General features: G+C 53.4%; 12 protein-coding genes. 11 read left to right on the top strand and 1 reads right to left on the bottom strand.

The genetic code is table 11. From position 1 onward, the window contains the following. Positions 1–72 precede the first annotated feature (72 nt). Together DFR47_RS05600 and DFR47_RS05595 are read left to right on the top strand one after the other, a co-directional pair. Positions 73–1,062, top strand: coding sequence for a DUF535 family protein (locus tag DFR47_RS05600; protein WP_113943426.1), 990 nt, complete (start codon positions 73–75; stop codon positions 1,060–1,062). A 66-nt stretch (positions 1,063–1,128) separates the two neighbouring features. Continuing rightward, a complete protein-coding gene (locus tag DFR47_RS05595; protein WP_113943425.1) occupies positions 1,129–1,896 on the top strand; it encodes a phosphatase PAP2 family protein in 768 nt (255 codons plus the stop codon). Between the two features lies 1 nt (position 1,897). On the opposite strand, the gene DFR47_RS05590 is transcribed toward DFR47_RS05595, so the two are convergent. Further along, on the bottom strand, positions 1,898–2,884 hold the full coding sequence (locus tag DFR47_RS05590) for an AraC family transcriptional regulator (protein WP_113943424.1): 987 nt from the start codon (positions 2,882–2,884) through the stop codon (positions 1,898–1,900). Between the two features lie 133 nt (positions 2,885–3,017). Here DFR47_RS05590 and DFR47_RS05585 point away from each other — a divergent pair, with 133 nt between their 5' ends. From DFR47_RS05585 to DFR47_RS05545, 9 genes are all read left to right on the top strand, one after another. After that, positions 3,018–4,208: an acetyl-CoA C-acyltransferase gene (locus DFR47_RS05585; RefSeq protein ID WP_113943423.1), complete on the top strand. Its 1,191-nt coding sequence runs from the start codon at positions 3,018–3,020 to the stop codon at positions 4,206–4,208. Positions 4,209–4,268: 60 nt separating this feature from the next. Then, positions 4,269–6,044: an AMP-binding protein gene (locus DFR47_RS05580; protein ID WP_113943422.1), complete on the top strand. Its 1,776-nt coding sequence runs from the start codon at positions 4,269–4,271 to the stop codon at positions 6,042–6,044. After that, positions 6,034–7,182 carry an isobutyryl-CoA dehydrogenase gene (locus tag DFR47_RS05575; protein ID WP_113943421.1) on the top strand — a complete coding sequence of 383 codons (1,149 nt, stop codon included), beginning with the start codon at positions 6,034–6,036 and terminating at the stop codon, positions 7,180–7,182. Before DFR47_RS05580 ends, DFR47_RS05575 begins: the two co-directional genes overlap by 11 nt. Further along, positions 7,179–8,072, top strand: coding sequence for a 3-hydroxyisobutyrate dehydrogenase (gene mmsB, locus DFR47_RS05570; protein ID WP_113943420.1), 894 nt, complete (start codon positions 7,179–7,181; stop codon positions 8,070–8,072). Before DFR47_RS05575 ends, mmsB begins: the two co-directional genes overlap by 4 nt. A 2-nt stretch (positions 8,073–8,074) precedes the next feature. Beyond that, positions 8,075–8,848: an enoyl-CoA hydratase gene (locus tag DFR47_RS05565; RefSeq protein ID WP_113943419.1), complete on the top strand. Its 774-nt coding sequence runs from the start codon at positions 8,075–8,077 to the stop codon at positions 8,846–8,848. Positions 8,849–9,029: 181 nt separating this feature from the next. Then, the gene (locus tag DFR47_RS05560; RefSeq protein ID WP_113943418.1) at positions 9,030–9,719 is read left to right on the top strand and encodes a GntR family transcriptional regulator; all 690 of its coding nucleotides are present in this window, start codon (positions 9,030–9,032) and stop codon (positions 9,717–9,719) included. Position 9,720: 1 nt separating this feature from the next. Beyond that, positions 9,721–11,184 (top strand): aldehyde dehydrogenase family protein, encoded by a 1,464-nt coding sequence (locus DFR47_RS05555; RefSeq protein WP_113943417.1) that lies wholly within the window; start codon positions 9,721–9,723, stop codon positions 11,182–11,184. A 32-nt stretch (positions 11,185–11,216) separates the two neighbouring features. Continuing rightward, positions 11,217–11,969 (top strand): glucose 1-dehydrogenase, encoded by a 753-nt coding sequence (locus DFR47_RS05550; RefSeq protein ID WP_113943931.1) that lies wholly within the window; start codon positions 11,217–11,219, stop codon positions 11,967–11,969. Between the two features lie 247 nt (positions 11,970–12,216). After that, positions 12,217–13,683, top strand: a complete 1,467-nt coding sequence (locus tag DFR47_RS05545) for an ABC transporter substrate-binding protein (protein WP_113943930.1) — start codon at positions 12,217–12,219, stop codon at positions 13,681–13,683. Positions 13,684–13,708: the final 25 nt, after the last annotated feature.

Here is a 13,708-nt window from a genome sequence, read left to right as displayed (position 1 = left end):
TGGTCACATAATTTTCCGGTTAAATCTTGACATTTCTGCCGCACAAACTCTCACGAAAGTGAGAATTATGCTGTGAATTGCTATACAAATATTCCGGAAGTGAAAAAACAATCTGTCAGAGCACAGGTGCATTCTGAAGGCTTACCCTTACAGATTGCACCGGTTCAGCCGATTACATGGCAATGTGTACTGAAACGTGCGCTTGGTATGGGCTTGCGGTTACGTTTCCGAAAAGCTGCGGCTTTCACGCTGCGTCTGATGGTTTATCCGCAAACATCTTTGCGATGGTATGGTTTTTTAGCTGATTTTTCCCGCAAGCATCGTCTTGGCCTGCCGCATGATGATCTGATCCGCAAAGCCATTCCCAATTTCTTTTTGCATAAAGCGTCACTGCGCGAGCGTGTGCATTGGTTGCAAAATCATTTTGCTCTTGCCGGACAATATATGGCGCAGGAGGATTTGCAGCAGCTCTGGTCAGGCAAACGACTTAAAATCGCTGAGGTTGAAGGTAAGCGCGAACTTTATGATCTCTCGCTTACCCTGTCAGATCATGCAGGTGCGCGTCATGAAGGAGGGTTTACAATCACCCTGTACCGGCGACGTGATCAGGCATTTCTCCAGATGCTCAGTTTTGTGTTTACAACGGATGAGAATGGCAAGGTGACTGTAGCAATCGGCGGATTTCAGGGCGCAAAAAGCGAAGATGCAAAGCGCTCTGTGATTGACGCGACCCGTGATCTTTTTGGGGTGCGTCCGAAAGATGCCTTGCTGCTGGTTGCCGAGGGTATTGCAGAAGCTGGTGGTGCTACTCATGTGCTGGCCGTGGCTAATGACAGTCATGTCATAAATTTCAGGCACAGTGCGCGTCGTGAAAAGATGATGTCCGATTTGGATCGCTACTGGACGGAACGGGGCGGTGAACCGGCTGGTCGCTTTGGCTATATATTACCGTTCCGGAGCGCCGGATTGCCCCTGAAGACTGCGAGGCGGGATCTTTGCAAGACTGTGTTTTTACAGGCTGGCAGACAACTGATGCTTGGCGGAGAGGGTGCACTCTCATGAAAAAGGCAGTCTTATGATTTATTTTTATGTGTTGTTTTTATTGTATTTTTTTGTGCGTGAGTTTTTATGGATTTAAATCATATTGTGCCGGCATTTGTCCGCAGATCTTCCGGCAGGCTTCGTAATGAGCGACTGATCACGCTGACACGACTGGCGGCGATAATCAGTTTTATTTTTATGATTGTCCCTGTCACCGACCTTATCGTTTCCGGCTGGTTTACGGACGATACAGGCAAATTTCCGTTGCATGAAAACTGGTACTTACTGGCATTGCGGGATTTGCATCGCACATTACCGGCTATAATTGTTCCTGTATTGCTGATCACTGTGATTATACAGGCATTATACAAACAGCGCTGGCTGCCCGCACCGCATAAGTTACTCTATATTATTTCGGTCTATGCTGTCGGCGCCTTGGTCATTGTGCACTCGCTAAAATATCTGGTTGGTCGTGCACGGCCGAATGAAATCATGGAATTCGGCGGGGCGATGCTGTTCAGTCCGGCCTGGCAAATTGCTAATAGTTGTCAGAGCAGTTGCTCATTTCCTTCCGGAGAGGCTGCAAGTGCTATGGCTATGTTGTCTGTCCCTTTGATTTTAGGGGGCGTCTATCGTGTGCGGTTTCTGGTTTTGACGGCAGTTCTTGTGTTGGTTTTCTCGCTGAACCGCATTGTGATGGGCGCGCATTTCTTATCCGACGTGCTTTTGTCATGGATGTTTGTTGCTTTAACAATGGCAGGGTTATGGCCGGTATTTCAGCGTAATAGCGCGCGGATTGACCACTGTGTCGGGCAGATCGGACAATCCGTTTGCAAGTTGTTTCATCAGCGATGATTTATAATTTTCTACGATAATCGGCGGGGCTGGTGCCGGTCCATTTTTTAAACGCACGGTGAAAGGCACTTGGTTCCGTATAGCCAAGTTCAGCCGCAATCAGACCAACAGGCTTGTCTGTATCCTGCAACCAGCTCAATGCATATTGGCGGCGCAGTTCTTCCTTGAGACTGCTATAGCTCATACCGTCTGCCCGCAGATGACGTCGTAATGTCGGCTCGGATATGTGCAGGTGTTGCGCTGCCTGTGCAAAATCCGGCCAACTGGCAGGCGGTGTTTCACGCAGCAATTTGTGGATTGCTGAGGCACTGCCGCGATCATAGCGATAGCGCAGCAGAATATTGGCCGGTGCCTGTGCCAGAAACTGCCGCAGGGCTGTTTTGCTGCGGTGGATTTTTAGCGACAACAAGGCCGGATCAAAGGCAAGGCTGGTTTCTTGGTTGAAGAAACGGACTTTGGTGCTGAAAAAATCCAGGTAGTCCGGCCGGTCAACAGGCGGCACGCCGCGAAAAGCAATATCGTGAATTGGCAGGCGCCGTTTCACCAGCCAGCACAGCACGCCGTAAAGAATGAGAAAAAAGGTGCGGTAGGCAAAGGCAGGGCGTGCAGGGCTGACCTCGCGCAGCACAATAACAGCCAGCCCGTCACGCTGGATCAGTTCCCCCCTTGGTTCGCCAATCAGCAAGGTAAAAAAGCGTAGGGAACGGCGGATGGCATGTTCAAGATTGTCGCTCGACAGTGCTGCATGGCAGAGCATGGCAAAGCTGCCGGGTGGCATCGGGCGCTGGCCGAAACGGAAAAACTCACATTGAATTTCTTCGGCAATGGCCAGCCAGAGACGACTGTAATGTGCTGCATCCAGTTTGAAGTCAGGCTGTTGCAAAGCGCGGGGATCAATACCGGCGGTCGCCAGCACAAGCGGTAGTTTTGCAGGCGCATAGTGCTGCAAAGCTGCGAGTGCATCATCAACAAAGCCTCTGCCGATCATGATTTCCTCCTGCTCCTGAAAAACAAGATATGGCAAAACCAATCATAAAATAAAGTCCAAACTGTCATTCTGTACCATAGACCTTAGGGCTAGGCTCAAAGCTCTTCATCTGAGTTTGCAGTTTTGGGAGGAAGTGCAGATGGCAGATCCGGTGGTTATTGTCGGCATGGCACGCACGCCTTTAGGGGCGTTTCAGGGCAGTTTCAGTACCTTGCAGGCACCGCAACTGGGAGCCGCCGCTATTCAGGCGGCTGTTGAGCGGGCGGGTATTGCACAAGCGGATATTGATGAGACTTTGCTTGGCTGCGTGCTGTCTGCAGGGCAGGGACAGGCACCGGCACGTCAGGCCGCTATTGCTGCCGGTATACCCGTGGCATCGGGAGCAACGACCATCAATAAAATGTGCGGTTCCGGTATGAAAGCTGTGATGCTGGCGCATGATATGCTGGCCGGTGGCAGCGCGGATATTATCGTAGCCGGTGGCATGGAGAGCATGACCAATGCGCCCTATCTGCTTGATAAGGCTCGTGGCGGTTATCGCATGGGGCATGGCAAAATTACCGATCATATGTTTCTCGACGGGCTGGAAGATGCCTATGAGAAAGGCCGCTTGATGGGCAGTTTTGCCGAGGATTGTGCGGAGGCCTTTCAGTTCAGCCGCACCGCACAGGATGAATTTGCACTGCGCTCCCTGAAGCGTGCGCAGACGGCATTGGAGCGCGGTTATTTTTCACAGGAGATTGCGCCCGTTGTGACCGGAAACGGCAACTCCGCCCATCTGATTGATATGGATGAACAGCCTGCCAAGGCACGGCCGGAGAAAATTCCGTTTCTGCGTCCTGCTTTTCGTGAGGACGGCACCGTTACAGCAGCCAATTCCAGCTCGATTTCTGATGGTGCGGCGGCACTGGTGCTGATGCGCCTTTCACAGGCCGATAAACGCGGGCTGACACCGCTTGCCCGCATCACAGCGCAAACCTCTTATGCCCATGAGCCGCGTTTATTTGCCACTGCGCCGATTGGGGCAATACGCAAACTCTATGAGAAAACCGGTTGGGCGGCGAATGATGTTGATCTTTTCGAGATCAATGAGGCCTTTGCCGTGGTGACAATGGCGGCGATGCAGGAACTCAATCTGCCTGCGGAGAAGGTGAATATTCATGGCGGCGCCTGTGCGCTTGGCCATCCGATCGGCGCATCAGGCGCGCGTATTCTGGTGACATTGCTGGCTGCACTGCAAACCCATAATCTGCAACGTGGCATTGCCAGTATCTGTATCGGTGGCGGTGAGGCAACAGCCATAGGGGCGGAGCGTTTCACCTGATAATCAGCGCGGTTTTATGAAACCGCGGATACAGTGATTTATGCTTTTTGGGAGGATGGCATGAGGCAGCTGAGTACGGAGAATTTCAAGCAGGCACGTGATTTTCTTTTGCAGTATCGCGAGGATTATCAGGCTGCAAAAGCTGGTTTTGTCTGGCCGGAGGCGCTGCCCTTTAACTGGGCGCTGGATTGGTTTGATGCCGAGCTTGCCACGAACCCGCTGAGCCGTGATCAGACCGCTTTATGGATTGTCGATACTGTTTCCCAAACTGATGTGAGGCTGAGCTTTGCTGAACTGAGCAAGCGTTCTTCACAGGTTGCCAATTATCTGCGCGTGCTGGGTCTGAAGCGCGGTGATCATCTGCTTGTCCTGCTCGGCAATGTCCCTGCCTTATGGGAGGTTATGCTGGCCGCGATGAAGCTGGGTATTATCGTCATTCCCGCGACCACTTTGCTGACACCGGATGAATTGTCCGACCGGCTGAAGCGCGGCCATGCCCGCGCCATTCTCGCAACCGGCGACCAGTTGCAGAAATGCGAGGGACTGGCCGGAAATGAGGTGCTGCGCATACAGGTGCCGAATGGTCATGTCGCAGAGCAAAGCAGCTGGCATGATTATAACGAAGCCTTCAATCAGTCCGCTGAATTTCAGCCGGATAGTGAAACGCAGCCACATGATCCGATGCTGCTTTATTTCACCTCCGGCACGACGGCCAAGCCGAAGCTGGTGCGTCACAGCCATCGCAGCTATCCGGTCGGTTCGCTCTCCACCATGTATTGGGTGGGTCTGCAACCGGCAGATATTCACCTCAATGTATCCTCTCCGGGCTGGGCGAAACATGCATGGAGTTCGCTTTTTGCACCGTGGAATGCCGGAGCAACAGTGCTGATTATCAATCAGCCTGCATTCAGCGCCAAGGTGTTGCTGGCAGAAATGCAGCGCTGTGCGGTGACGACGATGTGTGCTCCGCCGACCGTCTGGCGTATGCTGATACAGGAAGACCTCAAAACCTGTAAAATGAGCCTGCGCGAAGTGGTGGGTGCCGGTGAACCGCTCAATCCTGAAATTATTGAGCAGGTGCGTGAGGCATGGGGGCTGACAATTCGTGATGGTTATGGCCAAACGGAAACCACCGCACAGGTGGCAAATAGTCCCGCGCAGAATGTGAAAAGCGGCGCTATGGGCAGGCCGTTGCCGGGCTATGAGGTGGTGATCCTTGATGCAGATGGCCATGCGGCACAAGAAGGCGAAGTCTGTCTGCTGTTGGGTGACAAGCATCCGGCAGGGCTGATGCAGGGCTATCAGGAAACGGACGGCAGTCTCAACGGTACCGATGGTCGTGTCTACCGTACCGGTGATGTCGCCTATCAGGATGAAGACGGCTATTTGCATTTTGTCGGTCGTGCCGATGATGTGTTTAAATCCTCTGATTATCGTATTAGCCCGTTTGAGCTGGAAAGCGTGTTGCTGGAACATGATGCAGTGACCGAAGCGGCGGTTATTCCGGTAGATGACCCGATCCGCCTGTCTGTTCCCAAAGCCTATATTCTGTTGCGTGCCGGTGAGGAGCCTTCGTGGGCGGTCGCACTTTCAGTTTTGCAATATACCAATGAGCGTCTGGCACCATTCAAGCGCATTCGTTCGCTGGAATTTGTGCGGGAATTGCCCAAGACAATCTCCGGAAAAATCCGCCGCGTGCAACTGCGGCGGCTGGAGCGGGAGGGTATTGAAGATGATGTGTTTCGTGGTGTGGCATTTTGCGAAACCGAATTTTCAGAACTGAGTGTCGGGCGCAACCGAACCACACAGAATGAGGGAGAGAACCATGTCCGGTGAACTCAGTGAGGAGCAGAGTAGCATTTTCGCCATGGCTGCGGATTTTGCCGCGCAGGAACTGGCACCTCATGCTCTGGAATGGGATGAGCAAAAGCATTTCCCTGTCAATGTACTGCGTAAGGCAGCAGCATTGGGCATGGGCGGCATTTATATCCGTGACGATGTAGGTGGCTCCGGCCTGACCCGTATGGATGCGGCATTGATTTTTGAGGCGCTGTCGCAAGGCTGTCCGGTGATCGCGTCATTCCTGTCGATCCATAATATGTGTGCATGGGTGATTGATGCCTATGGCTCTGAGGCACAACGGCAAAAATGGTTGCCGCAACTGACACCTATGGAACTGATCGCCAGCTATTGCCTGACCGAACCGTCCTGCGGTTCTGATGCCGCCAATCTCAGCACCAAAGCCGTGCGCGATGGCGATGATTATCTGATTACGGGGCAGAAGCAGTTTATTTCCGGTGCCGGTGCGAGTGATATTTATATCGTGATGGCACGAACCGGCGCGGCAGGTGCCAAAGGCATCTCGGCCTTTATCGTGCCGAAGGACGCGGAAGGTTTGTCCTTTGGCGCCAATGAAAAGAAAATGGGCTGGAATGCCCAGCCGACCCGCACGGTGATGTTCGATAATGTGCGCGTACCGGTGGAAAACCTGATTGGTCAGGAAGGCATAGGCTTTAAAATTGCGATGTCGGCACTGGATGGCGGGCGGCTGAATATTGCCGCCTGTTCGCTCGGCGGTGCGCAGGCCGCCTTTGACAAGGCGTTGGCTTATATGGATGAGCGCAAGGCTTTCGGCTCCAAGCTGCACCAGTTTCAGGCACTGCAATTCCGTCTTGCCGATATGGCAACAGAACTGGAAGTGGCGCGCACATTTCTGCACCGTGCTGCCCGTGCGCTCGATCGTCATGATGCCGATGCGGTGAAACTTTGCGCTATGGCCAAACGCTTTGTCACAGACGCCGGATTTAACGTCGCTAATCAGGCGCTGCAGCTGCATGGCGGCTACGGTTATCTGAGCGAATATGGCGCGGAAAAACTGGTGCGTGATCTGCGTGTTCATCAGATTTTGGAAGGCACCAATGAGATCATGCGAGTGATTATCGCTCGTGAGCTGCTGAGCGGGAGGGATAAATGAATACTAATAAGACTATTGGTTTTATCGGCCTCGGTCATATGGGGGGGCCTATGGTGGCCAATCTCGTCAAAGCGGGATTTAATGTGCGCGGTTTTGATCTGGTTGAGGCATCAAAACAAGCAGCAAAAGCAAACGGCGTTCAGATAGCGGATAATGTTGCGCAACTTGTGCAGGGTGCGAGTGTGATTATCACTATGTTGCCCGCCGGTTCGCATGTTTTGAGCGTCTGGCGCGAGCTGGCAGCACTGGTTGCACAGGATACTCTGCTGATTGATTGCTCGACCATTGATGTCGACAGTGCCCGCAAAGCACATGAAATGGCGGCAGAGCATAAATTATTGAGCATTGATGCACCGGTTTCCGGTGGTGTTGTCGGTGCAACGGCAGCAACGCTCACCTTTATGGCCGGTGGTGAAAAAGCTGCTTTTGATAAAGCCGAACCTGTGCTGGCTGCGATGGGAAAACGCATTGTGCATTGCGGTGATTCCGGCGCAGGGCAGGCGGCGAAAATCTGCAATAATATGATCCTCGGCATTTCCATGATCGGGGTGTGCGAGGCTTTTGCTTTGGGTGAAAAACTGGGTCTGTCCCAGCAGGCTTTGTTTGATGTTGCCTCCACTTCGTCCGGCCAGTGCTGGGCGCTGACAACCAATTGTCCGGTGCCGGGGCCGGTGCCTGCATCGCCTGCCAACAGGGATTATCAGCCGGGCTTCGCCGCAAGCTTAATGCTGAAAGATTTGAAACTGGCGCAGGCCGCTGCCGCATCGGTGGGGGCAACCACACCATTGGGAGCAGAGGCGGCACAGCTCTATAATTTGTTCAATGCACTTGGCTCCGGCGGGGAGGATTTCTCCGGTATTATCCGCCTGTTGCGCGGCAAGGAGGGGTAGTTATGACTTATGAAACGATCCTGACAGCAATGCATGGCCGTGTCCGGCTGATAACGCTGAACCGCCCGCAGGCGCTGAATGCATTAAACCGGCAGCTTGCGGCAGAGCTGATTGCAGCGGCGGAAGCTGCAGACAAAGACCCTGCCGTGGGCTGTATTGTTTTGACCGGCTCGGCCAAAGCTTTTGCTGCCGGTGCAGATATCAAAGAAATGCAGGTGCAGGATTTCAGCACCATGTTCGCGGCAGACTGGTTCGGCGAATGGGAGCGCTTCACCTCCGTGCGCAAACCAATTATCGCAGCCGTTGCAGGCTATGCGCTGGGTGGTGGTTGTGAACTGGCGATGATGTGCGATTTTATTCTGGCTGCCGATACTGCGCGTTTTGGCCAGCCGGAAATCCGCCTCGGTGTTATTCCGGGTATGGGCGGCTCACAGCGACTTACCCGTTTTGTCGGCAAATCCAAGGCTATGGATATGTGCCTGACAGGACGAATGATGGACGCCGAAGAGGCCGAGCGCTGTGGTCTGGTTTCGCGTATTGTGCCAGTGGATCAACTGCTCGATGAGGCATTGAGTGTGGCATCGTCCATCGCAGAGAAATCCTTGCCGGTGACGATGATGGCGAAAGAGGCGGTGAATGCGGCCTATGAAACAACGCTGACTCAGGGGGTGAAATTCGAGCGCCGCCTGTTCCATTCGGGCTTCGCCAGTCACGATCAGAAAGAAGGCATGAGCGCCTTTATCGAAAAACGCGATCCGTTTTTTCTGCATCGCTGACCTGACTTTCGAGAGGCGTTTGTTTAAATAATCAAGCATTTTCAGTGGTTTGAGTGGCCCCTGAAAATGCTTGCAGCTGCCGGAAATACCTCTGAAAACAAATATCGGCTGAGAAGCTTTTTGGGCTTGATCAATTTTGTATCCTGGATAATCATAGTAAAAAATATAAGGGAACACAGGCTTGTCCAGCTATAAATGGAGCAGCCAAACGAGGCTGCTGGACGAAGTTGCGCAAGCACTTCGTGAGAGCATCTATGCGGGTCAATATGCGCCGGGCACCATTTTGCGGCAGGAGCATATTGCCGCCGAATTCGGTATCAGCCGCACGCCGCTGCGCGAAGCATTACGGATGCTCGAGCGCGATGGCCTGATTATTCATCTCCCGGGGCGCGGTGTGCGTGTGGCAAGTGTTGATCTGCCGCATCTGCTCGATGCCTATGCTGTGCGCGAAGTGATTGACGGCGTTGCTGCGCGTTTTGCTGCAGAACGCGCCGATGCTGCAGCGATTGCCGGCCTTGAAAAGCTGATCATGCATCAGCGCTCGATTATCGAGCCTTGGGATTCCAAAGCCTATACGCAATCCAATGTGGATTTTCATCTGGCTGTGATGGCAGCAGGTGGCAATGTTTCTTTGGAGAATTTCGTACCTCTGTTGCGCATGACTTCGCAGGTTTTTGCACCAGCATTTGCACTCAGTGCAGAGCGGGCAAAAAACGCAATTGAGGAGCATAGTCTCATTGTTGAGGCGATTATCCGAAAAGACGGAGCAGGGGCTGAGGATTTGGCGCGGCAACATATCCGCAAGACCATCAACAGCCTTCAGAAGATGCAAAATAAAGATGAGCAGGAAACATCCTGCGGGAGAGAATGACATGGCACAGGAGCAAGAAAACGGACTGCGTCGCTACGGCAATCTGATCAATGGTGTGTGGCAAGATGCCGTGCAAGGCGAGGTTCTGACGCTGAAAAATCCGTCGGATGGCAGTGATCTGGCATTGATTGCCCGCGGTACGCAGGCCGATATCGATCTCGCTGTAGCTTCTGCCCGTCATGCTCTGTCCGGTGCATGGGGCAAGCTGACCGCAACTGAGCGCGGCCGTATTCTTCATAAAATCTCGGATGTGGTATTGCGCGAGATTGATCTTTTGACGGTGCTGGAAGCGCGTGACGTTGGTAAACCTTTGACACAGGCACGTGCTGATGTGGTGGCGCTGGCACGTTATCTGGAATTTTACGGTGCTTCCGCAGATAAGGTGCATGGAGATACGCTGCCTTATCAGAACGGTTTCACAGTGCTGTCTGTCTATGAACCGCATGGTGTGACAGGGCATATTATTCCGTGGAATTATCCGATGCAGATCCTTGGCCGCAGCCTTGGTGCGGCGCTGGCGATGGGCAATGCCGCTGTGGTGAAACCGGCGGAAGAAGCCTGCCTGACTATCCTCGAATTTGCCCGCATCGTCCATGAGGCTGGTCTGCCTGCCGGTGCGTTGAATGTGGTGACCGGTTTGGGTGTTGAGGCCGGAGCGGCTTTGTCTTCGCATCCTGATATCAATCATATTTCTTTCACCGGTTCTTTGCGTACCGGTGAGGCAGTGCAGGCGGCAGCGGCTAAAAATGCTGTGCCGGTAACACTGGAACTCGGCGGCAAATCCCCGCAGATCGTGTTCGCCGATGCGGATATTGAGCGCGCATTACCGTTTCTGGTCAATGCAGGCATTCAGAATGCGGGGCAGACCTGCTCTGCGTCCTCACGCATTCTGGTGCAGCGCGAGGTTTATGAACAGGTTATCGCCGGTATGAGTGCGCGCTACCGTGCTCTTAAAGTTGGTGCGGCAGAAGCTGATCTGTCGCTGGGCCCCGTTGTTTCCACCCGCCAGAAAGCCATTGTTGAAGACTATCTGAAACTGGCAGAACAAGACGGTTTGCAGATTGCTGCGCAAGGTGAACTGGCTGCTGATGCGCCGAAGAATGGTGCCTATGTGCGCCCGACTTTGTTGCGTGATGTGCCGCCGCAGCACCGGTTGGTGCAGGAAGAAATTTTCGGCCCCGTACAGGTGATCATGCCATTCGATACGGAAGAGGAAGCCATGGCTCTCGCCAATAGCACGCCTTACGGACTGGTTTGCGGTGTCTGGACAAAGGACGGTGCGCGGCAATTGCGTATGGCGCATGCAGTGCAGGCCGGACAGGTGTTTATCAATAATTATGGTGCAGGCGGCGGTATTGAATTGCCTTTCGGTGGGGTGAAACGCTCCGGCCATGGTCGTGAAAAAGGGTTCGAGGCGCTTTATGGCTTTGCCACGCTGAAAACCATTTCTGTCTATCACGGCTGATCCGCAAAATTCGCATGGGAGAATATAATTCAATGACTGGTTCGCTCGATAAGAAAACCGCGATTATTACCGGTGCAGGCTCTGGTTTCGGCGAGGCTATGGCGCGTAAATTTGTGCGGGAAGGCGCAAATGTTGTGGTGGTCGACCGTGATGCTGCGGGTGCAAAACGTGTGGCCGGTGAATTGGGCGCACATGCTCTGGCGGTTGAGGCCGATATTGCATCGGAAAGCGGCGTGGCTGAAGCCGTGCGGCAGGCAATTATGCAATTCGGGCGGGTGGATATTCTCATCAATAATGCCGGTATCGGCCATAAGCCACAGCCGGCAGAAAACGTGCAGCCGGATGAATTTGACCGTATTGTCGGGGTGAATATCCGCGGTATTTACCTGATGAGCCGCGCTTTGATCCCGCATTTTAAAGACAATGGCGGCGGCGTTATTCTCAATATTGCTTCGACAGGGGCTGCCCGTCCGCGCCCTAATCTGACATGGTATAATGCCACCAAGGGCTGGGTTGTATCTGCCACTAAAGCGCTGGCAATTGAGCTGGCACCGGAGAATATCCGCGTCAATGCGCTCAATCCTGTAGCGGGTGAAACCCCGTTGCTCACGACATTTATGGGTGAGGATACGGAGGAAATCCGTCAGAAATTCCGCGCTTCCATTCCGCTCGGTCGCCTGCTGAAACCGGAAGATCTGGCGGAAAGCGCTGCATTCCTGTGCTCACCGGCAGCCAGTATGATTACCGGTGTTGCATTGGATGTGGATGGCGGGCGTTCAATCTGAAATGACTGATCGAATAGTGATAACTATTTGAATGATCAGTGGTTCGTTAGAGCGTATCCCGAAAGAGTGAAGCAGTTTTCAGATAAGATACGCGTAAAAACAAAAAGATAGAGCGTTTTCTACGGTTCAAGATAAGCAGGAAATGCTCTAAAGTCGGCCAGCTCTATTCCGGTAATTCCTGAGCATCATCAGGATGTGATAAATAAGGGGACAGGCAATGCGATATAAATATTTGACCGGACAGCTCATGCTGGCAGCAATGACGGGGATTGCTGTTGTAGCGGCGAGCGGTTCAGGGTTGGCAAAAGATACATTGGCAATCGGCGAGGTGCTGGAACCTCCGGGTATGGACCCGACAGCAAATGCTGCGGCTTCCATCCGCCGGCTGACCTATAACAATCTTTATGAAGGTCTGGTGCGGATTGATGAAGAAGGTGCAGTTAAGCCGAACCTCGCGGAAAGCTGGGCGATTTCTCCGGATAATCTGAGCTATACATTCAAGCTGCGTCAGGGTGTGAAGTTTCATAACGGCACGGCATTCGACTGTTCCGTGGTGAAATTCACTTATGACCGCGCTATGGCTCCGGATTCCACCAATGCTCAGAAGGCACTGTTCGCGCCGATTGAAAAGACTGAATGTCCTGATCCGGCAACCGCCGTTGTAACACTGAAACATCCGTCCTCTACTTTCCTGTTCGGGATGGGCTGGGGCGATGCAGTAATGATGGCTCCGGATACGATTGCCACCAACAAGACCAATCCGGTTGGCACAGGGCCGTTTAAATTCAAGCGTTGGCTGCAGGGCGATCGCATCGAGTTCGAACGCAATCCTGATTATTGGGGGGAGCCTGCGAAACTCTCCGCTGTGACTTTCCGCTTTATCAGTGATCCGTCAGCGGCTGCCGCTGCGGTTATGGCCGGTGATGTCGATGCTTTTCCGGAGTTTCCGGCACCGGAGCTGATCAGCCGTCTGCAAAGCGATGAACGTCTTAGCGTTGAAGTCGGCTCGACGGCTGGCAAGGTGATTATGTCGCTTAACAATGCGCGCAAGCCGTTTGATGATGTGCGGGTGCGCCGCGCGCTTGCCCATGCCATCGACCGCAATGTTGTGCAGGAAGCGATCACCACCGGTCTCGCTAAGACCATCGGTGCCCATTACACACCGGCTGAACCGGGCTATGTCGATCTGAGTGATACCTATCCTTATGATGTGGCGAAGGCTAAAGCGCTGCTGGCCGAAGCCGGTGTGCCTGCAGGGACTTCCGTCACCATTATGCTGCCGCCGCCTGCCTATGCACGCCGTGGCGGTGAGGTGATTGCGGCAATGCTGGCAGAGGTTGGCATTGAGGTGAAGCTGGTGCCGGTTGAGTTCGCACAATGGCTGGATCAGGTCTTTGCCCGCAGCGATTTCGACGCGACGATCATCGCTCATGTGGAAACCCGCGATCTCGATATCTATGCGCGGGACAAATACTACTTCAACTATAACAGCCCTGAATATAAGGCGATCTACAAGCAGTTCGCAGAAGCGACAGACGACAAGCAACAGCTTGAACTGCTTGGACAGTTGCAGCGCAAGCTCGCTGAAGATGAGCCGAATGTGTTTCTCTATGCCCTGCCGAAAATCGGTGTCTGGGACAAGAAGCTCAAAGGTATGTGGAAAAATCAGACCATTCCGGCCAATGACCTGACCAGTGTGTATTGGGCAGACTGATCCTGTTGATGCTGAAATGAATATT

This window comes from Pseudochrobactrum asaccharolyticum, assembly GCF_003314995.1.
Classification (GTDB): Bacteria; Pseudomonadota; Alphaproteobacteria; order Rhizobiales; family Rhizobiaceae; genus Pseudochrobactrum; species Pseudochrobactrum asaccharolyticum.
The sequence above is the reverse complement of the archived record's forward strand: the minus strand, read 5'-3'. Positions and strand labels throughout refer to the sequence as shown.

What these genes read in the sequence shown, in the direction of transcription:
- DFR47_RS05595 (WP_113943425.1), top strand. Translation starts at nt 1,129, where the DNA reads ATGGATTTAAATCATATTGTGCCGGCATTTGTCCGCAGATCTTCCGGC.
- DFR47_RS05590 (WP_113943424.1), bottom strand. Translation starts at nt 2,884, where the DNA reads ATGATCGGCAGAGGCTTTGTTGATGATGCACTCGCAGCTTTGCAGCAC.
- DFR47_RS05580 (WP_113943422.1), top strand. Translation starts at nt 4,269, where the DNA reads ATGAGGCAGCTGAGTACGGAGAATTTCAAGCAGGCACGTGATTTTCTT.
- DFR47_RS05575 (WP_113943421.1), top strand. Translation starts at nt 6,034, where the DNA reads ATGTCCGGTGAACTCAGTGAGGAGCAGAGTAGCATTTTCGCCATGGCT.
- mmsB (WP_113943420.1), top strand. Translation starts at nt 7,179, where the DNA reads ATGAATACTAATAAGACTATTGGTTTTATCGGCCTCGGTCATATGGGG.
- DFR47_RS05565 (WP_113943419.1), top strand. Translation starts at nt 8,075, where the DNA reads ATGACTTATGAAACGATCCTGACAGCAATGCATGGCCGTGTCCGGCTG.
- DFR47_RS05555 (WP_113943417.1), top strand. Translation starts at nt 9,721, where the DNA reads ATGGCACAGGAGCAAGAAAACGGACTGCGTCGCTACGGCAATCTGATC.
- DFR47_RS05550 (WP_113943931.1), top strand. Translation starts at nt 11,217, where the DNA reads ATGACTGGTTCGCTCGATAAGAAAACCGCGATTATTACCGGTGCAGGC.
- DFR47_RS05545 (WP_113943930.1), top strand. Translation starts at nt 12,217, where the DNA reads ATGCTGGCAGCAATGACGGGGATTGCTGTTGTAGCGGCGAGCGGTTCA.